The sequence below is a fragment of the Streptomyces sp. NPDC048257 genome (assembly GCF_043201855.1).
Taxonomy (GTDB): Bacteria; Actinomycetota; Actinomycetes; order Streptomycetales; family Streptomycetaceae; genus Streptomyces.
Genome location: NZ_JBICZI010000001.1, coordinates 197,545 through 222,241, shown reverse-complemented (window position 1 = coordinate 222,241; position 24,697 = coordinate 197,545). Strand labels below are relative to the sequence as shown.

Annotated in this window: 25 protein-coding genes, 1 tRNA gene and 1 pseudogene; 16 read left to right on the top strand and 11 right to left on the bottom strand. The window is 71.3% G+C overall.

Annotation, left to right across the window (positions count from 1 at the left end):
• Positions 1-929: 929 nt before the first annotated feature.
• Positions 930-1,002, bottom strand: a tRNA-Ala gene (locus ACGFZK_RS01040).
• Between the two features lie 336 nt (positions 1,003-1,338).
• On the opposite strand from ACGFZK_RS01040, the gene ACGFZK_RS01035 reads away from it, so the two are divergent.
• The gene (locus tag ACGFZK_RS01035) at positions 1,339-1,512 is read left to right on the top strand and encodes a CsbD family protein (protein ID WP_393846704.1); all 174 of its coding nucleotides are present in this window, start codon (positions 1,339-1,341) and stop codon (positions 1,510-1,512) included.
• Between the two features lie 101 nt (positions 1,513-1,613).
• Here ACGFZK_RS01035 and ACGFZK_RS01030 read toward each other — a convergent pair whose 3' ends face one another.
• Together ACGFZK_RS01030 and ACGFZK_RS01025 are read right to left on the bottom strand one after the other, a co-directional pair.
• Positions 1,614-2,744 (bottom strand): SRPBCC family protein, encoded by a 1,131-nt coding sequence (locus tag ACGFZK_RS01030; RefSeq protein WP_393846703.1) that lies wholly within the window; start codon positions 2,742-2,744, stop codon positions 1,614-1,616.
• 3 nt (positions 2,745-2,747) lie between these two features.
• The gene (locus ACGFZK_RS01025; protein ID WP_393846702.1) at positions 2,748-3,821 is read right to left on the bottom strand and encodes a histone protein; all 1,074 of its coding nucleotides are present in this window, start codon (positions 3,819-3,821) and stop codon (positions 2,748-2,750) included.
• A gap of 199 nt (positions 3,822-4,020) precedes the next feature.
• Here ACGFZK_RS01025 and ACGFZK_RS01020 point away from each other — a divergent pair, with 199 nt between their 5' ends.
• The 8 genes from ACGFZK_RS01020 to ACGFZK_RS00985 all read left to right on the top strand — a co-directional run bounded on the left by ACGFZK_RS01020 (position 4,021) and on the right by ACGFZK_RS00985 (position 7,807).
• Positions 4,021-4,395, top strand: a complete 375-nt coding sequence (locus tag ACGFZK_RS01020; RefSeq protein ID WP_393846701.1) for a gas vesicle protein — start codon at positions 4,021-4,023, stop codon at positions 4,393-4,395.
• 31 nt (positions 4,396-4,426) lie between these two features.
• Complete coding sequence (locus ACGFZK_RS01015) at positions 4,427-4,891, top strand: gas vesicle structural protein GvpA (protein WP_393846700.1); 465 nt, start codon at positions 4,427-4,429, stop codon at positions 4,889-4,891.
• A 3-nt stretch (positions 4,892-4,894) separates the two neighbouring features.
• A complete protein-coding gene (locus tag ACGFZK_RS01010; protein ID WP_393846699.1) occupies positions 4,895-5,614 on the top strand; it encodes a GvpL/GvpF family gas vesicle protein in 720 nt (239 codons plus the stop codon).
• Between the two features lie 27 nt (positions 5,615-5,641).
• The gene (locus tag ACGFZK_RS01005; RefSeq protein WP_393846698.1) at positions 5,642-5,890 is read left to right on the top strand and encodes a gas vesicle protein GvpG; all 249 of its coding nucleotides are present in this window, start codon (positions 5,642-5,644) and stop codon (positions 5,888-5,890) included.
• A 78-nt stretch (positions 5,891-5,968) separates the two neighbouring features.
• Positions 5,969-6,343, top strand: a complete 375-nt coding sequence (locus tag ACGFZK_RS01000) for a gas vesicle protein (protein ID WP_393847254.1) — start codon at positions 5,969-5,971, stop codon at positions 6,341-6,343.
• Positions 6,340-7,182: a GvpL/GvpF family gas vesicle protein gene (locus tag ACGFZK_RS00995; RefSeq protein ID WP_393846697.1), complete on the top strand. Its 843-nt coding sequence runs from the start codon at positions 6,340-6,342 to the stop codon at positions 7,180-7,182. The genes ACGFZK_RS01000 and ACGFZK_RS00995 overlap by 4 nt, the downstream gene beginning before the upstream one ends.
• Positions 7,179-7,406, top strand: a complete 228-nt coding sequence (locus tag ACGFZK_RS00990) for a gas vesicle protein (protein ID WP_393846696.1) — start codon at positions 7,179-7,181, stop codon at positions 7,404-7,406. The genes ACGFZK_RS00995 and ACGFZK_RS00990 overlap by 4 nt, the downstream gene beginning before the upstream one ends.
• The gene (locus tag ACGFZK_RS00985; RefSeq protein WP_393846695.1) at positions 7,403-7,807 is read left to right on the top strand and encodes a gas vesicle protein K; all 405 of its coding nucleotides are present in this window, start codon (positions 7,403-7,405) and stop codon (positions 7,805-7,807) included. Before ACGFZK_RS00990 ends, ACGFZK_RS00985 begins: the two co-directional genes overlap by 4 nt.
• A gap of 33 nt (positions 7,808-7,840) precedes the next feature.
• On the opposite strand, the gene ACGFZK_RS00980 is transcribed toward ACGFZK_RS00985, so the two are convergent.
• Positions 7,841-8,494: a TetR/AcrR family transcriptional regulator gene (locus ACGFZK_RS00980; protein WP_393846694.1), complete on the bottom strand. Its 654-nt coding sequence runs from the start codon at positions 8,492-8,494 to the stop codon at positions 7,841-7,843.
• Positions 8,495-8,914: 420 nt separating this feature from the next.
• Here ACGFZK_RS00980 and ACGFZK_RS00975 point away from each other — a divergent pair, with 420 nt between their 5' ends.
• Positions 8,915-9,355, top strand: coding sequence for a hypothetical protein (locus ACGFZK_RS00975; protein ID WP_393846693.1), 441 nt, complete (start codon positions 8,915-8,917; stop codon positions 9,353-9,355).
• Positions 9,356-9,512: 157 nt separating this feature from the next.
• Here the strand turns inward: ACGFZK_RS00975 and ACGFZK_RS00970 are convergent, their stop codons facing one another.
• Positions 9,513-9,950 (bottom strand): VOC family protein, encoded by a 438-nt coding sequence (locus tag ACGFZK_RS00970; RefSeq protein WP_393846692.1) that lies wholly within the window; start codon positions 9,948-9,950, stop codon positions 9,513-9,515.
• A gap of 100 nt (positions 9,951-10,050) precedes the next feature.
• Positions 10,051-10,527 carry an Hsp20/alpha crystallin family protein gene (locus ACGFZK_RS00965; RefSeq protein ID WP_393846691.1) on the bottom strand — a complete coding sequence of 159 codons (477 nt, stop codon included), beginning with the start codon at positions 10,525-10,527 and terminating at the stop codon, positions 10,051-10,053.
• 734 nt (positions 10,528-11,261) lie between these two features.
• On the opposite strand from ACGFZK_RS00965, the gene ACGFZK_RS00960 reads away from it, so the two are divergent.
• A complete protein-coding gene (locus tag ACGFZK_RS00960) occupies positions 11,262-11,624 on the top strand; it encodes a transglycosylase family protein (protein ID WP_393846690.1) in 363 nt (120 codons plus the stop codon).
• Between the two features lie 411 nt (positions 11,625-12,035).
• On the opposite strand, the pseudogene ACGFZK_RS00955 reads toward ACGFZK_RS00960, so the two are convergent.
• Positions 12,036-12,690 (bottom strand): annotated as a pseudogene (locus ACGFZK_RS00955) (alpha/beta fold hydrolase).
• A 165-nt stretch (positions 12,691-12,855) separates the two neighbouring features.
• Between ACGFZK_RS00955 and ACGFZK_RS00950 the strand changes: the two are divergent.
• A complete protein-coding gene (locus ACGFZK_RS00950; protein WP_393846689.1) occupies positions 12,856-13,251 on the top strand; it encodes a hypothetical protein in 396 nt (131 codons plus the stop codon).
• Here ACGFZK_RS00950 and ACGFZK_RS00945 read toward each other — a convergent pair.
• The 4 genes from ACGFZK_RS00945 to ACGFZK_RS00930 all read right to left on the bottom strand — a co-directional run bounded on the left by ACGFZK_RS00945 (position 13,202) and on the right by ACGFZK_RS00930 (position 18,874).
• Positions 13,202-14,410 carry a serine protease gene (locus ACGFZK_RS00945; protein WP_393846688.1) on the bottom strand — a complete coding sequence of 403 codons (1,209 nt, stop codon included), beginning with the start codon at positions 14,408-14,410 and terminating at the stop codon, positions 13,202-13,204. The two genes, ACGFZK_RS00950 and ACGFZK_RS00945, sit on opposite strands and share 50 nt — an antisense overlap.
• Before the next feature lie 12 nt (positions 14,411-14,422).
• Complete coding sequence (locus ACGFZK_RS00940; RefSeq protein WP_393846687.1) at positions 14,423-15,928, bottom strand: FAD-binding oxidoreductase; 1,506 nt, start codon at positions 15,926-15,928, stop codon at positions 14,423-14,425.
• A 725-nt stretch (positions 15,929-16,653) separates the two neighbouring features.
• The gene (locus tag ACGFZK_RS00935; protein WP_393846686.1) at positions 16,654-17,301 is read right to left on the bottom strand and encodes a class I SAM-dependent DNA methyltransferase; all 648 of its coding nucleotides are present in this window, start codon (positions 17,299-17,301) and stop codon (positions 16,654-16,656) included.
• Between the two features lie 58 nt (positions 17,302-17,359).
• Positions 17,360-18,874 (bottom strand): IucA/IucC family protein, encoded by a 1,515-nt coding sequence (locus ACGFZK_RS00930; protein WP_393846685.1) that lies wholly within the window; start codon positions 18,872-18,874, stop codon positions 17,360-17,362.
• Positions 18,875-18,982: 108 nt separating this feature from the next.
• Between ACGFZK_RS00930 and ACGFZK_RS00925 the strand changes: the two genes are divergently transcribed.
• The 4 genes from ACGFZK_RS00925 (at position 18,983) to ACGFZK_RS00910 (ending at position 24,661) form a co-directional block, all read left to right on the top strand.
• On the top strand, positions 18,983-20,551 hold the full coding sequence (locus ACGFZK_RS00925) for an IucA/IucC family protein (protein ID WP_393846684.1): 1,569 nt from the start codon (positions 18,983-18,985) through the stop codon (positions 20,549-20,551).
• A gap of 135 nt (positions 20,552-20,686) precedes the next feature.
• Positions 20,687-21,448: a GntR family transcriptional regulator gene (locus ACGFZK_RS00920; protein WP_393846683.1), complete on the top strand. Its 762-nt coding sequence runs from the start codon at positions 20,687-20,689 to the stop codon at positions 21,446-21,448.
• 358 nt (positions 21,449-21,806) lie between these two features.
• Positions 21,807-22,868 (top strand): glycine betaine/L-proline ABC transporter ATP-binding protein, encoded by a 1,062-nt coding sequence (locus ACGFZK_RS00915; protein WP_393846682.1) that lies wholly within the window; start codon positions 21,807-21,809, stop codon positions 22,866-22,868.
• The gene (locus ACGFZK_RS00910; RefSeq protein ID WP_393846681.1) at positions 22,868-24,661 is read left to right on the top strand and encodes an ABC transporter permease/substrate binding protein; all 1,794 of its coding nucleotides are present in this window, start codon (positions 22,868-22,870) and stop codon (positions 24,659-24,661) included. The genes ACGFZK_RS00915 and ACGFZK_RS00910 overlap by 1 nt, the downstream gene beginning before the upstream one ends.
• Positions 24,662-24,697: the final 36 nt, after the last annotated feature.

The window sequence follows — 24,697 nt, the reverse complement described above, 5'->3', positions numbered from 1 at the left end:
GGCGAAGCCGTTTCCTTCGTGCACCGCACGCGCGGCCCACGGTGGCCTGAGCCCGACGAGATCGCGCTGCGAGGGGTCGCTCCGAGCCCGGCGGACCCAATCGAACCTGGCATCCGCGCCCTGGCGTGGCGCGGCCTGTCTGTAACCCGTGCAGGACGCGTGTCATCCTACGGCGCAGCGCACGTCGAGCGGCCCACACCGTCACTCGCACTCCCCACATTGTCAGTCGCAAGAGGATCCGCCCCACGACAGGTCGTCGCATCCAGCGGACAAGCGTCCAACGCCGTCTCCATTGATGTCCGTGCCACCCCGGAGTGAACTTCACGCTTGCCTCCCCGCAGCTACGGGCCGGCGTTCTCGTCGTCGGCAAGACAAATTTCGGATTTATGGGAGAACCCTCTGTAAGTCCATGTGCGCCCCCTACCCGGTTTCAAACAACGAGAACGCTGCCAATTGCCGCAATCGTTGAGGTACCCCCGTGGCGCGCGCGGACCAGGCCAAACCATGTGGGCGGGCTACATGATGCGGGTGACGGTGACGGTGACGGTGACGGGCGCCGACCGGGGTGATCGTGATCCGGGTCGTCGAGGGGCAACATGGCGCCGAGTCGTACCGTGCTGCGGATCGCGTTGACGACCCGGGCGGCGAGGCCGTGGCCGGCCTCTCCCCGGGCGTATCCGTCACTTCCCGGTCCGGTCGGTCAGCGGCTGTTGCGCGGAGGTCGGTGGGGTGAAGAGCGCGCCCTTCGCCGTCTCCCTCGCCCGCTGACTCACCGAGACCGGGGACTTCTGTGGTCCGGCCACGCTGCATGTGGCGATGGGGTGCGCGGGGGGACGACTCCCATCCAGCGCGCAATGTTCGGCCGCGCCCGCTCCCCACTGCTCCGCAAACGCTCGTGCTGGCGTGAGCGACGCGCTGCCGGGGTGGGATGGGGCCGACCGGATTCGAACCGGCGTCCTCCCACATGCGGTGAAGGCGCGACAACCACTGCGCTACAACCCCATCCCGCCCTTGATCGTACGGGCCATCCGCACTCCATGGCTCTGAGTTTCCCACCCCGGCGGATCGCTCAGCGTGACAACGTCGGAAATCCTGAGCCGGAACCCGTTCCCGTGGACAGAGGCACCCGGGCCCGACCGTCGGACAGGGACACGGCGCTCCCACACGCCGAGGGAGGCGTCCTCACGGTCGGTGGCGAGAGCCGCCTACCGTCGGGCAAGAAGCCGAACACGCGATGACCCTTGTCCTAGATGCAAGGAAATGCGTATCCCCTCTCGCGAGGGGTAGGGGCTGAGCAGGCTTGTACTGCCACGTGCCGAGTGGCGGGAGGTGAGAGCAATGGGTGCAGGTAAGAAGGTCAAGAACGTCGCCAAGGCGACCAAGGGCAAGGTGAAGGAGAACACGGGCAAGGCGGTGGGAAACGAGAGCCTGGAGGCCAAGGGGCGGGGCGAGCAGATGATGGGTGACGCGAAGCAGACCGCCCAGAAGGCCAAGGACACGCTGAAGCACTGACACGCCGAGGTGAGGCTGGTACGCGAGGTGACGTGGGGGTGAGGGCCGATGGGAGATCTCCCACCGGCCCTCACTGTGTCCTCGCTGCTGCTTCGCGGGGATCATGCGGGCTGCCGGCGCCGGCGTCGGCGGGGCGGAGCGGGCTCGTCCTCCTCCTCTCCCTCCTCGTCCGGTTCGTCGTCCGGTTCGTCGTCCGGTTCCTCGTCCGGTTCCTCGTCCGGTTCCTCGTCCGGTTCCTCCTCAGGTTCCTCCTCCGGCTCCTCGTCTTCCTCTTCAAGTCCCTCGTCGCTGTACTGAGCGTCCTCGTCCTCGTCCCCTTCTTCGCCCTGCTCCTCGCCGTCCGCGTACTCCTCCTCGTCCTCCTCGGCGCCGCCGTCCTCGTAGTCGCCTTCGTCTGCCTCTTCGGCTTGTTCTTCTTCGAGGGCCTCTTCGTGTGTCCGGACGACTTCGCCGTCGCGGATCTCGCCGCGCCAGCCTTCCGGTTCGTCGGTGGTGAGCATGGCGTGGCGCAGGAAGTTCTTCAGGTCCAGGCGCAGGCGGCGGCCCTGCGCGCGCCAGATATTGCCGGTCTTTTCGAAGAGTCCGGAGGGGTAGTACTCGACGACGATGACGATGCGGGTCAGCGACGGCGCGAGTTCGTGGAAGGTGACGCAGCCGCGGGTGGTTCCCTTCGCGCCCTGAGAGGTCCACACGATGCGGTCGTCGGGTACCTGTTCCTGGACGGTGGCCTTCCAGCTTCGCGTGGAGGGGCCGACCTTGACCTTCCAGTCGCTGGTGGTGTCGTCGTCGCGGGAGACGTCGCGGACGCCCTTGGTGAATCCGCTGAAGTCCTCGTACTGCGTCCAGTGGTCGTAGACCGTGCGCAACGGCAGGCCGACGTCGAGGGCTTCGACGATGTTGACGATTTTGCCGCCACTACTCTTGCGGCCACGGCCCTTGCCGCCGCCGAACGCCTCGGTGACCTTGTCCTTGAGGTTGCCGAGCTTCTGGCCGGCAAACGCCTTCAGGGGGGAGTCGCCCTGCAGCAGCCGGCCGCCGATGCCGGCGACGTCCGAGAGGCTGCCGTTGTTGTCAGCGACGTCGTGGAGCTGGTCGGTGACGTCCGAGAGCTTGTCGGTGGCCTTGTCTGCCAGCTGGTCGGCCTGGGCGGCGAGGTATCCCGTGAGTTCCTTCAGCAGCTTGTCCATCCCGGTGGGGGACTCCGACGAGCCTGTGCGGTCTGAGGTTGCCATGACCTACCTCCGCGTGGACGGCTTGCGCGCCGCCGTCTTCTTGGCGGCCGTCTTGCGTGCCGGGCTGCGGCCGGTGGTCTTCTTGGCGGTGGCCTTGGTGGCAGCGCTCTTGCGTGCCGGGCTCTGAGAGGCGCTCCTCTTGCGCGGCGGGGCGCTGGTCTTCTTCGCGGCCCCCCTGGACGCGGCGCTCTTCTTGGCGGGCGCGGCCTTCTTCGCCGGCCGGCTGCCGGCCGCCTTCTTCGCCGCCGTTGTCCTGGCGGGAGAGGACTTCTTCGTCGCGGCCTTCTTCGCGGGTGCGGCCTCCCTCGAGGATGCTGCCTTCTTCGTAGGCGTCCTCTTGGCAGGTGCGGCCTTCTTCGCAGGGGCTGACTTCTTCGCAGGCGCTGACTTCTTCGCAGGCGCTGACTTCTTCGCCGGGGTGGGGCGCCGAGCGGTCCTTCGGGCGGGGGTCGCGGTCTTGCCGCTCCGTGCGCGAGCCGAGGTGCGAGTCCGGCGAGGCGGCGGGGGAGGCTCCTCCTCCTCCTCCTCCTCTTCTTCCTCTTCCTCCTCCGGCTCTTCCTCTTCTTCGGGTTCATTCTCTTCGGCTTCCGCCTCCGGCCCCTGCTCGCCCTCTTCCTCCTCTTCCTCCTCTTCGTCTTCTTCGGCCTCGTCCTCGGGCTCCGCGTACCCCTCCTCCTCGTCCTCTCCTGCGTAGTCCTCGGCTTCCTCGTCCTCGTACGGTTCCTGGTCCTCGTCCTCGTCCTCCTCCTCGTCGTCCTGACCGCTGCGGGTGAGCTCGAGGGTGCGCTCGTGCAGTACGCCGGCGAGGTCGGCGAGCTTCCGGTTGGCCGCGACAGCCAGCGCCTGCTTGCCTGCGTCGAGGGCTTCTCCGCGCAGCTGCTCGGCGAGTTCCTCGAACTGGGGCATCTCCTTGAGCCGGGAGGCGCCTTCCTTGAGCAGCTGGCCGGGTTCGAGCCCGAAGCGGCGACCGGCGAGATAGGTCGCCATGGTGAACGCCAGGCGGCCTTTCTTCGTACGGCCGAGTATGTATCCCCCAGCCACAGCGGCTGCGAGCGCGATCTTGGTGGTGTCCTCCATGATCATCCCCTGCCAGGGCGCTTTCGGTCTTGGTGGTGTCGCCCGGGGGCGGTGGAACGCCACGCTCACACTGCCCGCCGGCGAGAGGGAGGTCCGGCCGGAGGCCGCTCCCAAAAGGCTTCTGCCCCGATGTGGGGCTTATACCTGGATTTGGTGACATTCTAGTTTCTGTGAGGCCGTCTCCCCAAGGGAGGGGTATATGGCCGCAGCGGAACCTGCACGCCCCCGGCGGGCCTCTTCGCACGCCGTCGGCAACGGCGAAGGGCAGGACAGGGAAAGGCTCGGGCGCACTGCGCCCCGGCGCCGTTCCGGAAAGACGGGCGCGGCGGCGGCGATGCGTGCCGCGGCGCAGCAGCTCGCTGAACTACTGGGCCGGCCGCCGGATTCGGTCTCCTCGCTCAAGCCGACCGAGGACGGCTGGGAGGCGCAGGTGGAGGTGGTGGAGCTGGACCGCATCCCCGACACCACCAGCGTGATGGCCAGCTACCGGGTCGCGCTGGACGAGGACGGCGAGCTGATCTCCTACGAACGCACCCGCCGCTACACGCGCGGCATGATCGACCGGCAGCCCTGAGCGCTCGGGAAGGCCGGCGGAAGGAGGCGCCATGACCATGGTGCCGCAGGGCGGCGGCCCCGTCGCCCGAGGTCAAGGAGGCGGCACGAGCAGCCTCTACGACGTCCTGGAGCTCATCCTCGACCGCGGGCTGGTCATCGACATCTTCGTCCGCGTCTCGCTGGTGGGCATCGAACTCATCAAGATCGACGCGCGCATCGTGGTGGCCAGCGTCGACACCTACCTCCGCTTCGCCGAGGCCTGCAACCGCCTCGACCTCGAAGCAGGCCGCAAGGCCCCCGCCCAGCTTCCCGAAGTCATGGGCAACATGCTCGAAGGCGGGGCCCGCGGGAAGTCCAAGGGAGCCATCAGCGGTGCCGTCGAAGCCGTGACCGATTCCCTGACCGGTAAGCCCTCCAAGTCCAGGGAGCCGGAAGAGGAGGAAGAGGCGGAGGAAGAGGCACCCAGGAGACGCCGCCCTGCCGCCCGGCGCCCCGTACGGCGGGAGAAGGAGTAACCGATGCCGCTCTACGTGTACTCGATCGCCGCGAAGGACCACCCCCACCGCCTGGACGGCGTCAGCGGCGTCGGCTCCGACCCCTCGCCGCTGCGTACGGTCACTGCTGGATCCCTGTGCGCGGTGGTCAGCGACATCGTCGAGGAGATCCGGCCCAAACGCCGCGACCTGACCGCCCACCAGCAGGTCCAGGAGCTGCTGATGGCCGACGGGGTGATCCTGCCGCTGCAGTTCGGCTACGTCGCCACCGACGACCTCGCGGTCCGCCAGGCCCTCGAGTCCAACGCGGAGAGCTACCTCGGTGCGCTCCAGCGTCTGGAGGGCTGCGCCGAGTACCACGTCAGGGTCTCGCAGACCGATGAGGCACCTCTGCTGCAGCAGATCCTTCAGGACGTGCCCGAGGCGAGCGACCTCAACGACCGGATCCGTGGCGGAGACCGGGATCCGGGCCTGCCACTGGCCCTGGGCGAAGTCATCGCCCGTGAGGTGCAGGTACGGCAGGAGACTCTGGCGGCCGGCCTGACCGAGGCGCTCGCCCCCTTCTCCCGCGAATACCTGGCCCACCCGCCCTCGGGGAACGACGTCCTCAACCTCTCCCTCCTCGTCCCAGAAGAGCACAAGGAGGATCTGCGCACCGCGGAGGCCAATCTGGCCCGCGAGATCGGCAGCGGCATCGACCTGCGGTTTTCCGGCCCGCTGCCCCCCTACAGCTTCGTCCAGTAACCACCCCGCTCAGGAAGGGGGAACGCTATGGGACTCCTGACCTACCTGCTGACGCTCCCCGCAGCACCGGTACGCGCTGTCACCTGGGTCGCCCAGCGCGTGGTCGACAAGGCCGAAGAGGAGTACTACGACCCCGCTCCGATCTGGCGCCGGCTGGCCGAACTGGAGCAACAGCTCCTGCGCGGAGAGATCGACCAGGAGACCTTCGACCTCCAAGAGGACGAGCTGATCGACCGGCTGGAAGAGATCGCAGCGTTCCGGCAGCAGCTTCCCTGAGTCGACGACGCACAAGGAGGGGCCACCGTGACCGAATCCCTGCCCGGCCGACCCGGAAGCTTCGCCTCCCGCGCGCCGATGCCGTACGGGCAGTCCTCTTCCAGCCTCGCCGACATTCTCGAGCGGGTCCTGGACAAGGGCATCGTCATCGCCGGCGACATCCGCATCAACCTCCTCGACATCGAGCTGTTGACCATCAAACTCCGCATCCTGATCGCTTCCGTGGACAAGGCCAAGGAGATGGGCATCGACTGGTGGGAGCACGACCCTTCCCTGTCCACCCGGCACACGGGCAGCCCCCTGGAACAGGAGAACCGCCGCCTGCGCGCCGAACTCGAAGCCCTCCGCGGTCGGCTCGGACCCGGCGAGCACGACGAGTACGACGAGGAAGAAGCCCCGGGCGAGGAACGGGGCGGCCGACCGGCCGGCCGTCGACGGGAGAGCCCTCCGTGAACACCCCCGGCAGCCTCACCTACGTCTACGCGGTCACCCACCGGAGCGGCCCGTTGGGCGACGCCCTCGCCGGCCTGCACGGCATCGGCCAGGCGCCGCTCAGGTTCCTCCCGCTCGCCGCCGACACCGCCGACATCGCCCCAGGTACCCCGCACGCGTCGCTCGCCTTCGTGGCCGGCGACGTACCCGAACAGGACTTCAACGAGACCGCCCTCAAGAAGAACTTCGAGGACCTGGGCTGGCTTGAACACGTCGCGCGCACCCACCACGACGTCGTCCAGGCCGTCGCCGCCCGGGCCCCCGTCCTGCCCCTGCGCATGGCCACCGTCTACCAGGACGACCACCGGGCCCGGCAGGCGCTCTCCGCCCAGCAGGCCGTCTTCACACAGCGTCTCGACCAGCTGCGCGCCCACACCGAGTACGGCGTGAAGATCTACCTCACGCCCGACACCACAGAGCCCCCTCCTGCGGCCCCCGCCCCGCCCGCCAGCCCGGGCAAGGCCTACCTGGAGGCCCGCAGAGCCCAGCGCCACTCCCGCGACGCCGTCTACCAGCAGGCAGAGCAGGCCGCCGAGACCATCGAGGCCCTCGCTTCCCGCCATGCCACGCAGCGCGTACGCCACGCACCCCAGCGCGGCGAACTCACCGGTCCCCAGGAGAACGTCCTCAACGACGCCTACCTCATCCCCGACGACCAGGCCGGGCAGTTCCAGGCCGCCATCGCCGACGCAGCCCGCAGTTTTCCCGGCCTGCGCATCGAGGTCACCGGCCCCTGGGCTCCCTACTCCTTCGCCATGCCGGCACCCGACCCGGCCGACGCCCCCGAGCCGCCACGATGACCGTCAGCGAACACGGCGAACCCCTGCCCGGCCGACAGGTCGCCCTCGTCGACCTCCTCGACCGGCTCCTGAGCGGCGGAGTCGTCCTCACCGGCGACATCGTCCTGTCCATCGCAGACATCGACCTCGTCCGCATCTCACTGCGCGCCCTCATCGTCTCCGTCAGCTCCGAGACCGCCCCCGCCCCCACCCGGGCGCAGGAGACAGGACGGCGGACGCAATGAGCCATGAACATCCCCCGCCCCCACACTCCCGGCCCGGCCGAGTCCAAGACCTCGGCGACAACCTGTCCCAGGCCTTCCGCCTCATCCAGGCACCCCCCGCCCCTCACGACCAACCCTCGCGCCCCGCCCACCGCCTGACCACCGACCCGGACGCCGTCGGGGAAGACCTCCTGAAGCTCGTCCTCACCATCGTCGAGCTCCTGCGCCAGCTCATCGAACGCCAAGCCCTGCGCCGCGTCGATGCCGGGGATCTCACCGACGAACAGGAAGAAGAACTCGGCGCCACCCTCCTCGCCCTCCATGACAGCCTCGCCGACCTCTGCGAGGAACACGGCTACGCCCTGGAAGACCTCAACATCGACCTCGGCCCGCTCGGCCCCCTCCTCCCGCCGCGGGTCTGACGCCCGCCTCGACGACAGTGCCGGCGGCCGCGATCAGCGGGCCGCAAGCAGGTCCAGCTCGTCCTGGTACAGCAGGGCGGCATCACGTTCCATCCCGGCGAGGTGACCGCTGAGTTCCAGGGAGAGCACCCCGTGCAGCCGGGTCCGGAAGGAGATGGCCAGGCGCTGCGCCGACGCGGTGTCGGCCCGCCCTACCGACGACGGCCCAGGGCCATCGGCCAATGGGGCCTCGGGCGTACTCGCGGGCGCGTCAGGCAGATCGGCACAGGCATCGGTGAGTATGTCCATGATCTCCGCCGCCAGCGCGGCGACGTCGGCGGGGCCACGGTAGCCCGGCACCGGAGGTCCGTAGACGAGGAAATACCGTTGCGGATCATCGAGCGCCCACGCGCGCAGGGCCTGCCCTAGGCCGGCAAGATCCCCTTTTCCCTGCACAGTCGCAGCCCTGAGTGTCCCCACCAGACTCTGGTAGGCGTCATGCACCAATTCCGTGAGCAATTCGTTGCGGCTCGTGAAATAGCGATAGAGCCCGGCGCCGCTCAGGCCCATGACTCTGGCGATTCCGCTGAGGGAGAGCGCAGACGTCCCGGCAGCGGCGATCTGCTCCCAGGCCCGTTCCTTGATCTCCGAACGCACTTGTTGCCGGTATCGCTCACGGGGGGTTGTCGTCGAAGCTGCTTCACCCATGACAGCCTCCTCCTCGCGAGTTACACCCTATCGCTCGCGAGGGATTGCTGTGCTTCGCGCCCACCATGAATCCGGCAATGGAGCAGCCTCACCTCCGGGGTTCCCGTCCCGGTCGGACCGATTCGAGCGCAGCGATCTTCTACCCGCGTGTCCCAGCGGACACGACTCCACCGGAATGCGCCGTCGGCCGGCCGTTTGGTTGGCGACCGAGCCGGAATGCGACATGCGGGAGCGACAGCCGACCGATCACGGCAGCGCGCCCGAACCGTGGGAAGCTTGTTTGGCCGCTCCCCATGTACGCCGAGGAGGAGCGACCCCCCCCTGTATGCGGCCGGGCCCCGGCCTATGGACGATTCGGCCCTCCAGGATCGGCGACGGCAGGGACACGGGCCTGCAAGCCCGGAGGCGCGGGAGTACGACATGCCAAACAACCCCGATCCGAAGGTCGGAGCGAGGCTGTACGACGCGGCCTACTACCAGGGGAACGCCCTCACGGTGCGCCCCGACGGATGGGACAGGGGGGAGGGCGCAGTCGTGTACTCCCTCGCCTACCTCGGATTGCGGCGCCTCGGCTCCTTGCAGGCCCCCATCGAGGCCTCCGACCCCGACAACCCGTTCCACCAGGCCATCGGCTGCGTCACCCACATCACCGTGTGGGCGTACAGGCCCGGCACCTGGCCAGACCACTTGGACGAGCTCGGAACGACCTGGCAGCAGTACAGCGCTGATACCGCCGACCTCGGCGCTTGGGCGGCGAGAACCAGGTACGTACGCGTCTGGCAGCAGACGAATGACGGAGTCTTCGACTTGGACCTGCTCACGGAGGACAGCTTCAGGGCTCCGATCACGATCATGGAGTGACAAGCAGCCTCCGGTGGTCCTGGCGGCCCGGATCCGGTCTTCCGCCCGGGCGTGCATCCGGTGACGGAGCTCGATTCCACCGAGTCCGGAGCGTGGGCTCGCACCGCAGCACCGCGACCGCACCGGCTTGCAAAAACACCCCGCGACCGCTCGGCCGTCAGTTCTTCTTCAGCTCCTCGGCGAGCATCACGAGGATGCCGCTGGGACCGCGGAGGTACGTGAGCTTGTAGAGGTCCTCATAGGTGGCCACACCGCGAAGGGGAAGGCATCCGTGCTTTGCGGCTGCCTCAAGGGCTTTGTCGATGTCGTCGACTGAGAAGGCGACGCGATGCATGCCAATCGCGTGGGGACGAGTGGGCTCCGACTCGATCGCTTCGGGGTGGATGTACTCGAAGAGCTCAAGGCGGCCGTGACCGTCTGGCGTCTGGAGCATCGCGATCTTGGCGTGATTGCCATCAAGGCCGACGGCGGTGTCGGCCCATTCACCACTGACCGTGTCGCGGCCGATGACCGTGAGGCCGAGGTCGATGAAGAAAGAGATCGTTTCTTCGAGGTCGCGAACGGCAATGCCGACGTTCTCCAGTTTGATGGCCATGCGTTGCATGCTACCGAGCCGGGCCACCGCCGCCCTGAGCACCAGTCGCCGCTCCTGGTGTGCGGTGGGCAGGCACGTCGGCCCCCACGCTGCCCCCGCCTCAGGCGGGCTGGTCATCGCCGCCGGTGATGGGGACCCTGCGCGGCTTGGTTGCCCCCGACTTGTAGATGCGGACCGTCAGGACGCCACTGTCCAGGGTGGCCTCGGTCCTCTCGCTGTCGATACCCCCCGACAGGCCGGCGCGGTAACAGAACTTGCCGGTGCGGTGGGTGAGAACCTTGTCGGACCTCCTGTCGAGCTCGCCCGTGATGCACAGATCGTTGCCGTCCATCTCCACGGCGATGTTCTCGCGGGGAATGCCGGGCATCTCGGCTTTGATCACGTACGCGTCGTCGGTCTCCTCCTCTTCGGTCAAAGGCGTCCACCACCCTTGACCGGGCTGGGTGAGGGTGGCCTGCTCCAGGAAGTGGCCCATTTGGTGGCGCATGGACCCGAAGGGGTGCCGGGGATCCAGCCAGCCCGGGCTGGGGCGGCGCCACGTGGTGTCGCTGGAAGTCCGTCGAACCGAGAAGTTCATCACGGTATCCCCTTCCCTCGTCACGCTTGGTACATAACGGTCTCAAGCGAGCGGGTAACGGCATGCTCCTGCAGGATGCGCCTTCCCCGATACCCGCCCGCCATGCGCATCGGAGCGGGGCAAGACGATCGGCGAGGCGGCCGCGACACGCCGCAGCAGGGCGGCGGCCCTGGTCGGTGGGGGATCAGGGACCTGCCTGCAGGTTTCGGCGACATCACGGCTGGATCACGAAGCGCCCCGAATGCTTGCCCCCGTAGCCAAGGTGCAGTCGCCGACCGATGTTGTGTGGACGCGGACGACGCGAGCAGTCCGTGGACGGGGTGGGCAGGGCCAACAGGTCCCTGTCCTGCGGGAGCCGGGCAACGCCGGGCTGGTGCGGGACAGTATGGGCAAGTCGGTTTCACCGAGCCGGAGTTCGGCGAGCGTCCGCAGGGTGGGCCCGGGGAGGGCCCGTAGCAGGGCGGTCTTGCCGTTCCCCCCGCTCGCCGACGACGGCGATGGAGCGCCGGGGCGTCAGCTCGGCGTGTCACGGTCGGGACGGGCCCCTTCTGCGTAGGTGAGACCTCAAGCGGGGCCGTCGAGCCTCCGTTCGGGTGGCGTCACTCCTTAGCCGACGGCAAGTGCCGCTGAAGGCAGGTCGGTCCGTGCTGTGCTGTGGCCACGGCCCGAAGGTGGTCGTGCGCGAGCCCGTCCGCCGTTCGTGGCAGGCCCGCCCCAACAGCGAAGGAGGACTGATGTCACACCAAAGCAAGGACCGGCGAAGCCGGCGCGCGATCGGCCAACTGCTTGCCTCTGTAGTCCTGTTGACCGTCGCCCTGCTGAACGTCTCCGGGGCTGACGCCGCTGCGGTCCACTCCAAACCGAACCGCGACTGGGACGCCATCGCACGGTGTGAATCCGGCGGGAACTGGCGGGCGAACACCGGCAACGGACATTACGGCGGATTGCAGTTCACCCAGTCGAGCTGGAACGCGGCAGGAGGCCGCAAGTACGCACCACGCGCGGACCTCGCCACAAAGGCGGAGCAGATCGCGACGGCGAGGAGACTCGCCAAGATCCAGGGCATGGGGGCCTGGGCCTGCGCACGCCGCCGCTGACACGCCCGTTCCGACAGGGGAAGTGGGGCCGCCCTGCCGGGGAGCCCCGGCCTGGACGCGCCGACGGTCACCCGTCGTTGCCGATCGCGTCCGTCTTCTCGCCGCACCACCCTCTCCGGTGGTTGGAGCACGGTCACTGACCTGCGCCGGATATCAGTGCTCGGACGTCATCTCACGGCGGTGCTCGTGAAGGCGAGGAAGCTCCCAGCCGCGCTGGGTTGACGTCCAGGTGCTTTGCCTGCTTTGCCTGCGGCGACGCGCCTCACAGAGGGAGGGACGCGGTGGCCGAGCCCGACGGCGGGGCGTCGAGGCGTTGTCGCCGCTGCACCGGCTCGGCTTCGTGAGCGTCAACGGTCCCGAAAATCCCGTGCCGGTGTCGAGTGGGCCCTCCATGTGGCCGGCCATGGCCGCTCAGCCGTGAGCAGGTGGGTGCAGGGCGAAGCGGCGGACGGCATCGGTGAAGGCCTCCGGATCGCCGAAGTTCGCGAGACGTCCCGCCCGCGGGATCAATTCGATGCGTGCATACGGATACGCGCGGACGAAGTCCATCTCGCCGGAGCGGAAGACGGTGTCCTTCTCGCCGTTCAGGATGAGCACGGGAGCCGCCACATGATGCATCGCATCCGCGTCGAAGCGGCCCGGTACCTCGCCCCAGGCGGCCGGCAGGGTGTGGAAGGCATAGCCGGCGCGGATGGCGGCGTCCACCACCTCGGGGCCCACGCACCACGTGTCGAGGCGCTGGCCCCCGCGAGAACCAGCGCCCGCAGCCGCGCCGGGCAGCGTCGCGCGAACTCGAGCGAAGCGTATCCGCCGGGGGAGTGCCCGACGACGGGAGACGGTCCCCGGTCGGGCGAGTCCACCGCAGAAGCGATGATCTCCGCCGCCGCGTTCAGACTCCAGGGTTGAGCAGAGCGCGCGCCTGGCCCGGCAGGTCAACGGCGGCCACCCGAAATTCCTCCTGGAGCGCGGCGAGCTGAGGGCTCCCTTGGCCCGCGCTGAGCCGCGTCCCGCGTACGAAGACGATCGCCGGTGCATCCGCAGCGTAGCCGTGGTGAGTCCCCCCGATCCGCGCCTTCCTCGGACCGAATCTACTGGCGGGCGGTCCCCGGCGCCCAGGCCGGGGAAAGCTTGGGGAAAGCTTGCCCGCCCGGCGGATCCACCGGGGCGCCGCCGCGCGGTGGCGCCGGGGCATGCCCTCGTACCCCGGGCGGCATCGGCTCGTTGACCCGGCATGGAACTGCCGACCATCGCGGCGCCGGGTGTCGGGGAACGGGCCGACGCCGTGGCCGATGCCGCCTGCCACCTCTACGACACCATCGCCCCCTGGGGGACCGGCGCGCCCGGCGGGTGGAGCCGGACCGCCGCGGAGGACGCCGCCGAGGCGATCGAGACCACCGCGCACGCCCTTGCGTCCATCGACCCGGGCGCCGAGGTCGTCCTCGCGCCCGTCCACGCCGCCCTCGCCGACCTGCGCCGCCGCCTCGGTCTCGCGCCCGCGGACGCGCTGACCGGCGACGGGCCCGCCACGACCCCGCGTACGGTCGGCAACCCGCGCCGGACCCGCTGGGTGCGGGTGCTCACCGCCGCGCCTTCGCCCCGGCAACCGCCTTCTCGTACAACTTCCTGATGTCCGCACCGAAGTAGGAGCTGTAGGAGGTGTCGGTCTTGTCCCCGCCCGTCTTCCAGCCGCCGATCACCCCCACCACGTCTCCGGTCCCGGTGCGGGCGTCGTAGCGGGTCAGGAACGGGCCGCCGCTGGTCCCGCCGGGATAGCCGGTGCAGTCGATCCGCAGGAAGGATCCCGGGATCCGCGCGTCGGCGCTGGTGAACTTCGTGGTCCGGTTGACGCACAGGCGCGGCCGGGCAGCGGAGGACGGGTAGCCGATCAAGGTGACCCGGGCGTGCGCGTAACCGGCGCCGGTCACCAGCCGGTTGCCACCGACCACGGCCTCCACCGGGAACCCGCGGGCGTCCGGCCCCACCTGGGCGAAGGCCACGTCGAGGGCGGCCGCGCGGTCGGCGCCCTGGGACCGGTAGCGCGGGTCGATCCAGATCTTCGAGTGCCCGCCCGCGTCCCGCAGGACCGGGAACATGCCGTACGGCTGCGGTTTGGCCTTCGTGTACTTCGGTACGAAGGCCACCTGCTGGGTGTCGGAGCCGAGCAGGCAGTGCGCCGCGCTGAGCACGAGGTTGCGGCCGGGGGAGGAGACCACGCTCGCGGTGCAGAAGTAGGCCCCGCCGCCCTTGACGAGGAACATCCGGCCGGCGACCGGGACACCGTCGAAGTTCTGCCCGATGCCGGCGGTAAGGGCCGGGAGCCGCGGGACGGCCGCCGGTGCCGGGGCCGGAAGCGGAGCTGGAGCCGACGGCGTACGGGTGGGCCTGGGGGTGGGCGTGGGCGTGGGCGTGGGCGTGGGCCTAAGGCTCGGTGTGGGCGCGGGTGTGGGTGTGGGTGTGGGCGCGGGCGTGGGTGTCGCGGCCGGAGTCGCGGACGGCACCGGCTCGGGCAGCTCGGACGGCAGCGCGGGCATCGGTTCCGGTTCCGGCATCGGCATCGGTGCGGACGGTTCGGGCGGCGCGGGCTCCACCGGCTCCGGTGGCGCGGGCGGCAACGGCCGGGCGGCGGCCATCCGTTCGGCGGTCCAGAAGGACTGCGCCTGCTGCGCCGACCAGCGGCCGACGGCCACCGGGGCGGCGGCGGTGCTCCCGGCCTCCGCCACGGGCAGCGGCCCTCCCGGCACCAGCAGGGCGGCCGCCACCGCGGCCATCGTCAACGTACGTCGCATGCCGGACACTCCCTAAACGGCCTGGGGGAAACGGAAGAGCCGGTCCGGGTCGTAGGCACGCCGGACCTCCTGGAGGCGGGCGAGATTCCGGCCGTAGTAGGCCTCGCCCCAGCCGATGAGTTTCGGGTCGGTGTAGTTCTGGTACGCCCGGCCGCTCGCCCAGGGGCGCAGGTCCTGCCAGAGCCCGTCGAGCCAGCGCTGATGCCGGGCCACCTCGGCGGCCGGTGCGGCCTCGGGCCAGTAGACGAGGTACTGGGCGAGGAAGGCGCTGTCGCGGTGCACGAAGGCGGTGCTGCCGGCCGGGACCCGGTTCACCGCGCCGCCGCAGACCCCGTCGAACTGCACCACCCCCCGGCCGCCCCGGGGAACGCTCGTCCCGTACCGCCGCACGGCGTCCAGGACCGTGCCGATCGCCGCGTCGGGCAGTCCGCCGCCGGCCCAGAAGTCCGACCGGGCGGCGTACGAGTCCCGGCCGAGCCGTCCCTGCGGGTCCCGGCCGGGCAGGGTGCCCGGCAGCCGGCACTGCGCGGGACTCAGCTCCGGGCAGCCGGACATGGCCCGGACGGTGTCCTCGTGGCTGAGCACGGCGATCCGGCCGTCCCGCGGCGCCCCGCCGGCCAGGTCGGCCAGCCGGGTCAACTGCCGTTCCAGCTCCGGCCGTCCGTCGAGGCACACCACCCGCACCGCCGGGGCCTCGCTCCCCCCTTCGAGGGTGAATTCCACCTGGCTCCAGAAGGGGTCCGGCAGTTCGGCCAGCCAGCGCTGCCAGCCGCGCAGCACGGCCGCGGAGTCCCCGCCGTGCCAGTGGAGTTCGGCGAAGGCGCACGCGCCGACCGGATGTGTCCGGAAGCGGAACTCGGTGACCACGCCGAAGTTGCCGCCCCCGCCGCCGCGCAGCGCCCAGAAGAGCTCCGGATCGCGGTCGGCGGAGACCTCGCGGACGATCCCGTCGGGGGTGACCACCCGGGCCCCGGTGAGCCGGTCGGCGGTGGTGCCGTACGCGCGAGAGGCGAGTCCCAGGCCGCCGCCGAGGGTGAGCCCGGCGATGCCGACGGAGGGACACAGCCCGGTCGGGACGGACCGCCCCCGCCCGGCGAGGGCCGCGTGCACCGCTCCGAGCCGGGCCCCCGCACCGATCCGTACGCCGTCCCCCTCGAGCGACACCGCCGCCATGGCCCCGGTGTCGATGACCAGCCCGGCGGAGCGCGTGGACCAGCCGGCGTAGCTGTGGCCGCCACCGCGCGGGACCACGGGCGCGGCCGAGCGGCGGGCGAAGTCCAGGCAGACGGCCACGTCCGCGGCATGTGCGGGATAGGCCACCGCGGCCGGGGCGACGCCGTCGTACCGGGGCTGGAACAGCCGGCGTGCCTCGGGGTAGTCCCGGTCCCCGGGGAGCACCACGCGCCCGTCGATCCCGCGCGCCAGCGCACCGTAGTCCGGGGTCCGGGCCGCCGCTCCGACGGTGGCGAGGACGGCCGCGGCCGCGCTGCCCAGGAGGTGGCGGCGATGGAGACTCATAACTCCTTCCTGCCACCGCCCGGGCCGATAGCCGTGCAGGCGGGTCCCACACGCACCGGCCTGCCCCCTGAACGGCGCACAGCGGAAACGGTTCTACTCGTCTGATATCCGGACCGGGGGCCGTGAGGGAGGATGAGATCGTGATCTCCGAGGAACGTGCCGTCGAGCTCGTCGAGTCCTTTCTGGCCGAAGAGCGGCTGACATGGCCGTGGAGCGGACCGGCACCCGAGCTCGTCGCCGGCGGGGTGGAGGAACACGCGGTCGGCTGGCTCGTGTTCTGGAACACCGCGGGGTACGCGGACCGTCCCCGTGAGGTGGGCGAGGGTGTCATGGGCGGCGGTCACTACCTGGTGGACCGGCACGACGGGAGCATCCACCACGTGCCCGCCGCCTGGTGGCCGGACGAGGGCTGGGAGGAGCAGTACCTCCTGCAGACCAAGGGCATCCGGCCACCTGATCCACTGGCCTGCGCCGTTCGCGAGCTCGCGCGGTCCGCGGGTGGCGTGGCCGCGATGAGCCACCTGCGCAGACAGGCCCCGCGCCTGAGCCTGCGGGAGGCGAAGGCCTACGTCACGGCCGTTCGGGAGGGTGCCGAGCCACCGGAGGAGCTGGCGCGCCGCACCCGCGAAGAGCAGAAGTGGCAGGCGCCGCCCTCGAAACGGTGGCCGGTCCGGTCCGGTAGGGCGCCGGCCCGGGGGCCGCCCGGCAAGGTCTGGAAGACGCCCCTACCCCTTGCGCGCCAGCAGGAAGCCCTGCGGGGACTTCTCGTCGGCGTCCGCCTCGCGGACCAGCCGGGCCACCTCGGTCAGTCCGGCCCCGGCCAGCAGCTCGGCGATCAGGCGGGGCGGGGTCCGGTACACGTCGAGGTCGACCGGATGCCCGTACGCGTGGTCCAGCCGGATCCGGTCGTCGCCCGCCTTGAAGGCGATCAACAGGTGGCCGCCCGGCGCCAGGACCCGGGCGAACTCCGCGAAGACCGCGGGCAGCTCCGAGGGCGGGGTGTGCACGGTGGAGTACCAGGCCAGTACCCCGCCGAGGACCCCGTCGGCCACGTCCAGGGCGGCCATCGAGCCCACCTCGAACCGCAGCCCCGGATACGTCCGGCGGGCCACCGCCACCATCGCCGGGGACAGGTCGACGCCGAAGGCCCGTACACCCAGCCCGTCCAGATGCGCCGTCACCCGGCCCGGACCGCAGCCCAGGTCGGCCACCGCCCGGCCCCCGTCGTCGGCGCGCACGTACTCGGCGAAGGCGGCCAGCATGGCGCGGTCCAGGGGCCTTGTGGCCAGTTCGGCGCTCAGCAGCCGCGCGTAGTCGACGGCGACGGCGTCGTAGGACGCCCGTACGGAGCTCAAGTACGAGGTCTCTGTCATGCCCCTGAACAGTAGCCTCCGAAGCCCCTCCGAGGGGAAACCGGCCGGGTGCTCCCGATCACCCCGCGATGAGCGGATTGGGCAGTTCCGCCCACAGGTCGCCCGGAACCCCGGGGCTCAGCCGCATCAGCGTGAGCGCCTTGGTGGGCAGCGGCCCGGTCAGCAGTGCCTCCGTGTCCGCGGTGGCCGGCAGCGAGCCCGCCTCGGCGAGGGCCTCGGCGAAGCCTGCGGCCGAACCCGCCGTGGCGCCGAGCGCCCCCGTCAGCAGGGACCCGAACAGCTTGCGCCGCAGGACGGCCACGTCGTCGGTGACCAGCCTGCCGGACAGGGGCGGCACCGGCAGTCCGTGCCGGGCCAGCCGGGCCGGGCTGATCCGGATGTCGGCCAGGTCGCGGTAGACCAGCCGCAGCGGGGCGCCGGTGGGGGAGAGGACGACGAGGAGGTTCTGGCCGTGGGCCTCCAGGGCCACCCCGAGGTCCAGCACCCGCAGGCACACCGAAAGGGCGAGCCGGGCGAACTCGGCCCGCCAGGCCGCCGAGCGCGCCGGGGCGTACATGGCCAGGGCCGCCACCGGCAGCACCCGCTCACCGGCGGCGGCGTCCGCGTACACCTCCGGCGGCTCGCGCAGCACGGCCGCCAGGTCCGGGCTGTGCGCGCTCGCCGCGCCCAGCGTGCGGGTGATGTGCAGCCGGCCGTCGAGCCGCTCGGTCAGGCCCTGGGCGAAGGCGGAGACGGCCGCCGCGGTCTCGATGGAGTAGACGGAGATGTCCCGTACGGACGAGGTCAGCCGGGTGCTCAGCGCGGTCTTCACGTGCGCCCCGCCGTCGGCGGGGGCCAGGGTGCGCAGGGCCATCAGCGGGTGCGCCGCGAAGCCGGACCCCACCCGCTCGTGCTTCAGGACGTGCGCCGCCTGCCACGGGTGCACCGGGACCAGGATCCGCCCCCTGTCCCGCAGCCCCTCCGGCCAGTCGCCGGTGACCAGGCACTCCTCGGTCCGTACGGCGACCAGCCCGAGCTCCACCTCGGGCCGGTGCTCGGGCGCGTACGCCAGCTGCTCGGCCACCGAGAACCCGGGCCGGGAACGGCAGTTCGGGTGGTAGGGATGCCCGTCGACCACCCGCTGCTCCCATTCCCAGGTGGTCCGCGGAGCCGGCTCCTGCGCTACGGCCGGCCGGCCGGCCCGGGAGAGCGCGAGGGAGGCCGTGCAGCCGTCCAGTTCGGCGGCGAAGTCCTCCCCGTGCGGCACCCGGAGGGCCGTCACCAGCCGTGTGGGCTGCCGGTAGGGCCTGCCGTCGAGCAGCAGCTCGCTCACGTACGGGCCGGTCGCGTAGGGATCCGGCAGCGGGCCCTCCAGCCGGGCGCCCCCGGCCAGCTGCAGCGCGAGACCGTCCGGCCCGCACTCGCGGCCCACGATCCAGGGCAGCGGTTCGAAGGCCAGGGCACGCCAGAGCCGGGTCAGCACGGCCGCCCGGGCGCCGTCGAGCGCAGCGGCGTACGAGGGTCCGAGCGACGGTCGTACGTCCGCCAGTCCGGCGGCGACGGCCTCTTCGGCCGGGGAGGGGGAAGGATGCATGCTGAGGCTCCGGCATCGGAATATCGCTTTACGGGATGATCAAGTAATGATTGCCGATACCGAAGATCACGGCTGGTGGTTACGCCCTGCGAACCTCCGGCGCACCGGATGGACCGAATGGAACCAGTGGACCTCAACGCCGCCGCCGACGCGTACGCCGCCACCCCGCTCCTGAACTGCCTGCTCAGGGAGGCGGCCGAACCCGTCGCACCCGTCGAACCCGGCACCCCGGACGCGCTGCGCGTCCACCGGCTGCACGGTAGCGGGAGGCTGCTCCGGGTGCGCGGCGGGCGCCGGCCCGTACGCCCCGAACTGCGCGCGGCGGACGGCTGGCACCCGCTCGGGCACGCCGAACTGGTCAAACTCGTCTCCGACGAACTGGGCCGGTTCACCGGGGTCCCCAACGACGAACTCCCGGTCGAGATCACCGACAGCCGGGACGCGATCGCCGCGCTCCTGGCCGCCCGGGCCACCGCCGAACCCCCGGCGGACCCCTACCTCCTCTCCGAACAGTCCCTGGTGACGGGCCACCCGCACCACCCCGCCCCCAAGGCCCGCGGCGGAGCCCCGGCCGGAAGCTGGCTGGCGTACGCGCCCGAGGCCTACGCCCGCTTCCCGCTGGTCTTCCTGGGGCTGCGCGAGGACCAGACGGTGGAGGAGGGCGGCCCGGCCGCCTCCGGCGGCGTCGACGCCCTGGCCGACGCCCTCGACGGGCCGCACGCTCCCGCCGGATACCGGCTGCTGCCCGCCCACCCCTGGCAGCTCGACCTGGTCGGCGACCGGCCCGCGGTGCGCGAGGCCTTCGCCGACGGGCGGCTGCTGCGCCTCGGCGAGAGCCGGCGGCCGGCCTGGCCGACCGCCTCGATCCGGACCCTGTACGTACCGGATCCGGCGGCCGACCTCTTCGTGAAGTTCAGCCTCGACGTGCGGATCACCAACGACGTGCGCCGGCTGTGGCGCCACGACCTGCTGAAGCTGCGTCGTACCGACGCGGCCGTCGAGGCCGGTTTCGCCGCCCTGCGCCGGACCGGCTCGGCCGCGGCCTGGCTCGCCGACCGCGGCTACCGCACGGCCGCCTTCGCCTTCGAGGAACTCGCCGTCCTGGTCCGCGACGGCCTGCACGCCCACACCGTGCCCGGGGCCACGGCCCTGCTGGCGGCCGCGCTCGCCGAGGGCTACCCGGGCAGCCCGCCGGCCGGGGGCGCCGACCCGGTCCGGTGGTGGCGGGCCTACCTGCGCCAGGTCGTACCGCCGGTGCTGGAACTGTTCGCCCGGCACGGCATCGTTCTGGAGGCCCACCTCCAGAACACCCTGGTCGCCGTCGACGCGGACGGTCTGCCGGTACAGGCCCTCTTCCGGGACGCGGAGGGGGTCAAGCTGCTGCCGGACCTGCCGCGGGCGGATGCCTGGCAGCGGCTGGTCTACTGCCTGGTGGTCAACAACCTGACGGAGATCGCGGGGGCGCTGGCCGGTCGGTATCCGGACATCTCGGCGCTCTTGTGGCCGGCCGCGCGGGAGGAGTTCCTGCGCTACGAGGCCACCCGCGGGCTCCCCGAGATCGCGGAACTGCTCTCCGCGGCGACCCTGCCGGGCAAGACCAACCTGCTGCTGCGCTGGACGCGGGCGGACGGAGCGGACGCCCGCTACCTGCCGCTCCCGAATCCGCTGCGCGGGTAGCACCGGCGGGGAGGGGATGCGGAACCGGCCAAGGTGGGTCGCGGGCCCTGATCCCCTCTCACCCAAAGGTATAGACCAATGCTACGTTGGTCGGGCAGACCGCGCAGTCCTTGACCACCCGTCAGAGGAGAAGCCATGCCCTCCCCTTCGCGGGGCGGCGGCCAGGCCGCCATGCCCAAGTACCAGCGGATCGCCGCAGCGCTGCGCCGCGATCTCGACCGCGCCGTACACACCCCCGGCGGCACGCTGCCCTCCGAGCGCAGTCTCGCCGCCCGCTACCAGGTCAACCGGCAGACGATCAGGGCCGCCCTCCAGCACCTGCGCGAGGACGGCCTCGTCGTCACCGGTCGCCGCGGCACCCGCCCCGCCGTCCCGGCCGGGCCGGTGGCCGCGGCGACCGCACCCCCGGCATCCCCCGCACTCGCCCCGACCCGGAGCTGGGTCACGCTCGTCACCGTCCCGCCCTCGCTCGCCGCACTCCTCGGCATGGCCGGCGGGGACCGCACCCTGGTCCATCACCACCGCGAACGCGGCCCGGCCGGGGAGACCCTCCGGCACGCCGTCACCTACTTCAGCCCCGGGGCGCTCGCGCGGAGCCCGGAGCTGGCGGCCCTGCGCAACCGCACGGCGAACATCCGCGAACAGGACCTGATCGTCCTGCACCGATGGCTCGACCTGGCCGCAGCGGGCGGCAGGGTCGCCGAGACCCTCACCATGACCCGCGTCACGCATGCCCCGGCCACCGCCCCGGCCTGCGGCCTGACCGTGCGCCGCACCCTGCGCGACACTTCCGGCCGGCTGCTGGCCCTCACCGACCTGGCCTTCCCCACGTGGGACCGCCTCACCTTCCACCGCGACCACCGCGACCACGCGACCACCGGCTTCCGCATCAACTGAGAGTCCCTGTGGCCTCGGCCACACCCCGGGCGGCGGTGCACCGGGCCCGGCGGTCGCACAGGCCGCCGGGTTGCGGACCCAACTCCCGCGCAGGGGGCGGGCGTAGCCGTACGAGGCCACCCGCGGCCCGCGGGACCGGGGCGCGAATCCGCGTACCGGGCCCCGGCGGGCCGTACGTGAGGAGGATCACCCTTGTGTTTGCACGGGTGAATGCAGGGCATCGGCGCAGCTGGAGCGGAACCACGTCCTCCGGCCACTCGCGCCGGGGGACGCGGCGCACGCGGGCAGATCCCGTCCCGCTCCACGGCCCGCCGGTCCGCCGGTGCGCGCCGTACTTCCTGCGACCCGTGAGGTATATGTGTCCACGCTCCAGGCCGAGCATGTCTACAAGGTGTTCGGGAGGCGCCCCGCCGACAGCACAGCCGCGGTCCGCGCCCTCGAAGGCGGCGCAAGCCGCGACGAGTTGCGTGCCGACGGCACCACTGCCGCCGTGATCGACGCCTCCTTCAACGTCCAGCCCGGCGAGATCTTCGTGGTCATGGGTCTGTCGGGATCGGGCAAGTCCACCCTGCTGCGCATGCTGAACGGCCTGCTGGAACCCACCGCGGGACGCATCCTCTTCGGTGGCCAGGACCTCACCGCGCTGAGCGCGAGTGAGCTGCGCCACGTCCGGTCCACGAAGATCTCCATGGTCTTCCAGCACTTCGCGCTGTTCCCGCACCGCAACGTGCTGGAGAACGCCGCCTACGGACTCGCGGTGCAGGGCGTGCCCCGGCCCGAGCGTGAGCGGCGCGCCGCCGAAGCCCTGGCCCTGTGCGGCCTGGAGGGCTGGGAGAAGTCCTGGCCCGACGAGCTCTCCGGCGGCATGCAGCAGCGGGTCGGCCTCGCCCGGGCCCTGGCCACCGACGCCGAGCTCCTGCTGATGGACGAGTCCTTCAGCGCCCTGGACCCGCTGATCCGCCGCGACATGCAGGACCAGCTCCTGGAGCTCCAGCAGCGCCTGAAGAAGACCATCGTCTTCATCACCCACGACCTCAACGAGGCCATGCGCCTCGGCGACGGCATCGCCGTCATGCGCGACGGCCGCATCGTCCAGCAAGGCACCGCCGAGGACATCCTCACCCGCCCCGCCGACGACTACGTCGCCTCCTTCGTCCAGGACGTGGACCGGTCCCGGGTCCTGACGGCCGACGCCGTCATGGACGATCCGGGACCGGCCGCCGACGCCTGCGACTGCCCCACCGTCACGGCCGGGACCCCGCTGGCCGACCTGTGCGCCGTCAGCGCCCGCGTCCCGCACGCGGTCGCCGTCACCGGCGCGGACGGCTCCGTCGTCGGCTCCGTACCCCAGGACCGCCTCATCGCCTTCATCGGCGACGAACAACGGCCCCCGATGGCCTGTACGGAGGTGGCTGCCTGATGCCCCGCCTGCACCTCGGCGCCTGGGTCGACAGCGGAGTCGACTTCCTCCAGAGCCACCTCTCCTGGCTGTTCGACGCCATCAGCGCGGTCGTCAACGGCCTCTACGACGGCATCGACGCCGTCCTCTCCGCCCCCGCCCCGCTGCTCTTCGCGGGCATCCTGGCCGTCGCCGCCTGGTGGCTGCGCGGTCTGCTGGCGGGCCTGCTCGCCTTCGCGGGCTTCGCACTGGTCGACTCCCTCGGACTCTGGGAGGACGCCATGTCCACCCTGTCCCTGGTCCTGGTCGCCACCCTCGTCACCCTGGCGATCGCGATCCCGCTCGGCATCTGGGCCTCCAGATCGGACCGGGTCAGCGCCGTCCTGCGGCCGGTCCTCGACTTCATGCAGACCATGCCGGCCATGGTCTACCTGATCCCCGGCATCATCTTCTTCGGGGTGGGCGTGGTGCCCGGCATCATCGCCACCATCATCTTCTCGCTGCCGCCGGGCGTGCGGATGACCGAGCTCGGCATCCGCCAGGTCGACGCCGAACTGGTCGAGGCCGCCGAAGCCTTCGGCACCAGCCCGCGCGACACCCTCGTACGCGTCCAGCTCCCGCTGGCCCTGCCCACGGTCATGGCGGGCGTCAACCAGGTCATCATGCTGGGCCTGTCCATGGTCGTCATCGCCGGCATGGTCGGCGGCGGCGGACTCGGCGGCGCCGTCTACAAGGCCATCGGCAACGTCGACATCGGCCTCGGTTTCGAGGCGGGCGTCTCCATCGTCATCCTCGCCATGTACCTGGACCGGATGACCGGAGCGCTCGGCCGCCACGTCTCCCCGATCGGCCGCCGTACGCTCGCCAAGGCGCGGGCCGCCGCGAGCGGTGCGGCCAAGCTGTGGAACCACCGTCCCCAGCCCGCGTACGCGATCAGCGGCGCCGTCGTCCTGGCGCTCGTCGCGGGCGGCCTGAACACCTTCGGCGGCTCCGCCGCCGAGGACGGACCGGCCGGGGCCGCGAACATCGGCAAGGGCCGCACCCTCTCCGTCGGCTACATCCCGTGGGACGAGGGCATCGCCTCCACCTTCCTGTGGAAGGAGCTCCTGGAGCGCCGCGGCTTCAAGGTCGACGCGCGCCAGCTGGAGGCCGGGGCGCTGTACACCGGCCTGGCCGGAGGGCAGCTCGACTTCCAGACCGACGCCTGGCTGCCCGTCACCCACGCCCAGTACTGGGAGAAGTACGGGAACAAGATGGAGGACCTCGGCTCCTGGTACGGCCCCACCTCCCTGGAGCTGTCCGTGCCCTCCTACATGAAGGACGTGCGCTCGCTCGCCGACCTCAAGGGCAAGGCCGACCGGTTCAAGGGCCGGATCATCGGCATCGAGCCGAGCGCCGGTGAGATGTCGATCCTCAAGGACAAGGTCCTCAAGGAGTACGGCCTGGACGGCGAGTACAAGGTCGTGGACGGCTCCACGCCGGGCATGCTCGCCGAGCTGAAGCGAGCCTACGAGAAGAAGGAGCCCGTCGCGGTCGTGCTGTGGTCCCCGCACTGGGCGTACTCCTCGTACGAGCTGACCAAGCTCGAGGACCCCCAGGGAGCCTGGGGCAAGGGCGACGGCATCCACACCCTGGCCCGCAAGGGCTTCGCGGAGGACGAGCCGAAGGTCGCCGAATGGCTGAAGTCCTTCAAGCTCACCGAGGAGCAGCTGACCGGCCTGGAGGCGAAGATCCAGGAGACCGGCAAGGGCAAGGAGCAGCAGGCGGTCCGCGCCTGGCTCCAGGACCACCCCGAGATCGACCGGCTCGCGTGATACGGCGGGCGGCCTGAAGACCGGAGGCAGCCCGAG

Coding starts and splice junctions, on each gene's coding strand:
- ACGFZK_RS00945 (WP_393846688.1), bottom strand. CDS start 14,410: ATGCGACGTACGTTGACGATGGCCGCGGTGGCGGCCGCCCTGCTGGTG.
- ACGFZK_RS00975 (WP_393846693.1), top strand. CDS start 8,915: ATGCCAAACAACCCCGATCCGAAGGTCGGAGCGAGGCTGTACGACGCG.
- ACGFZK_RS00950 (WP_393846689.1), top strand. CDS start 12,856: ATGGAACTGCCGACCATCGCGGCGCCGGGTGTCGGGGAACGGGCCGAC.
- ACGFZK_RS00920 (WP_393846683.1), top strand. CDS start 20,687: ATGCCCTCCCCTTCGCGGGGCGGCGGCCAGGCCGCCATGCCCAAGTAC.
- ACGFZK_RS00960 (WP_393846690.1), top strand. CDS start 11,262: ATGTCACACCAAAGCAAGGACCGGCGAAGCCGGCGCGCGATCGGCCAA.
- ACGFZK_RS00940 (WP_393846687.1), bottom strand. CDS start 15,928: ATGAGTCTCCATCGCCGCCACCTCCTGGGCAGCGCGGCCGCGGCCGTC.
- ACGFZK_RS00965 (WP_393846691.1), bottom strand. CDS start 10,527: ATGAACTTCTCGGTTCGACGGACTTCCAGCGACACCACGTGGCGCCGC.
- ACGFZK_RS00980 (WP_393846694.1), bottom strand. CDS start 8,494: ATGGGTGAAGCAGCTTCGACGACAACCCCCCGTGAGCGATACCGGCAA.
- ACGFZK_RS01005 (WP_393846698.1), top strand. CDS start 5,642: ATGGGACTCCTGACCTACCTGCTGACGCTCCCCGCAGCACCGGTACGC.
- ACGFZK_RS00970 (WP_393846692.1), bottom strand. CDS start 9,950: ATGGCCATCAAACTGGAGAACGTCGGCATTGCCGTTCGCGACCTCGAA.
- ACGFZK_RS01030 (WP_393846703.1), bottom strand. CDS start 2,744: ATGGCAACCTCAGACCGCACAGGCTCGTCGGAGTCCCCCACCGGGATG.
- ACGFZK_RS00910 (WP_393846681.1), top strand. CDS start 22,868: ATGCCCCGCCTGCACCTCGGCGCCTGGGTCGACAGCGGAGTCGACTTC.
- ACGFZK_RS01000 (WP_393847254.1), top strand. CDS start 5,969: ATGCCGTACGGGCAGTCCTCTTCCAGCCTCGCCGACATTCTCGAGCGG.
- ACGFZK_RS01010 (WP_393846699.1), top strand. CDS start 4,895: ATGCCGCTCTACGTGTACTCGATCGCCGCGAAGGACCACCCCCACCGC.
- ACGFZK_RS01015 (WP_393846700.1), top strand. CDS start 4,427: ATGACCATGGTGCCGCAGGGCGGCGGCCCCGTCGCCCGAGGTCAAGGA.
- ACGFZK_RS00925 (WP_393846684.1), top strand. CDS start 18,983: ATGGACCGAATGGAACCAGTGGACCTCAACGCCGCCGCCGACGCGTAC.
- ACGFZK_RS00930 (WP_393846685.1), bottom strand. CDS start 18,874: ATGCATCCTTCCCCCTCCCCGGCCGAAGAGGCCGTCGCCGCCGGACTG.
- ACGFZK_RS01035 (WP_393846704.1), top strand. CDS start 1,339: ATGGGTGCAGGTAAGAAGGTCAAGAACGTCGCCAAGGCGACCAAGGGC.
- ACGFZK_RS00985 (WP_393846695.1), top strand. CDS start 7,403: ATGAGCCATGAACATCCCCCGCCCCCACACTCCCGGCCCGGCCGAGTC.
- ACGFZK_RS00990 (WP_393846696.1), top strand. CDS start 7,179: ATGACCGTCAGCGAACACGGCGAACCCCTGCCCGGCCGACAGGTCGCC.
- ACGFZK_RS01025 (WP_393846702.1), bottom strand. CDS start 3,821: ATGGAGGACACCACCAAGATCGCGCTCGCAGCCGCTGTGGCTGGGGGA.
- ACGFZK_RS00935 (WP_393846686.1), bottom strand. CDS start 17,301: ATGACAGAGACCTCGTACTTGAGCTCCGTACGGGCGTCCTACGACGCC.
- ACGFZK_RS01020 (WP_393846701.1), top strand. CDS start 4,021: ATGGCCGCAGCGGAACCTGCACGCCCCCGGCGGGCCTCTTCGCACGCC.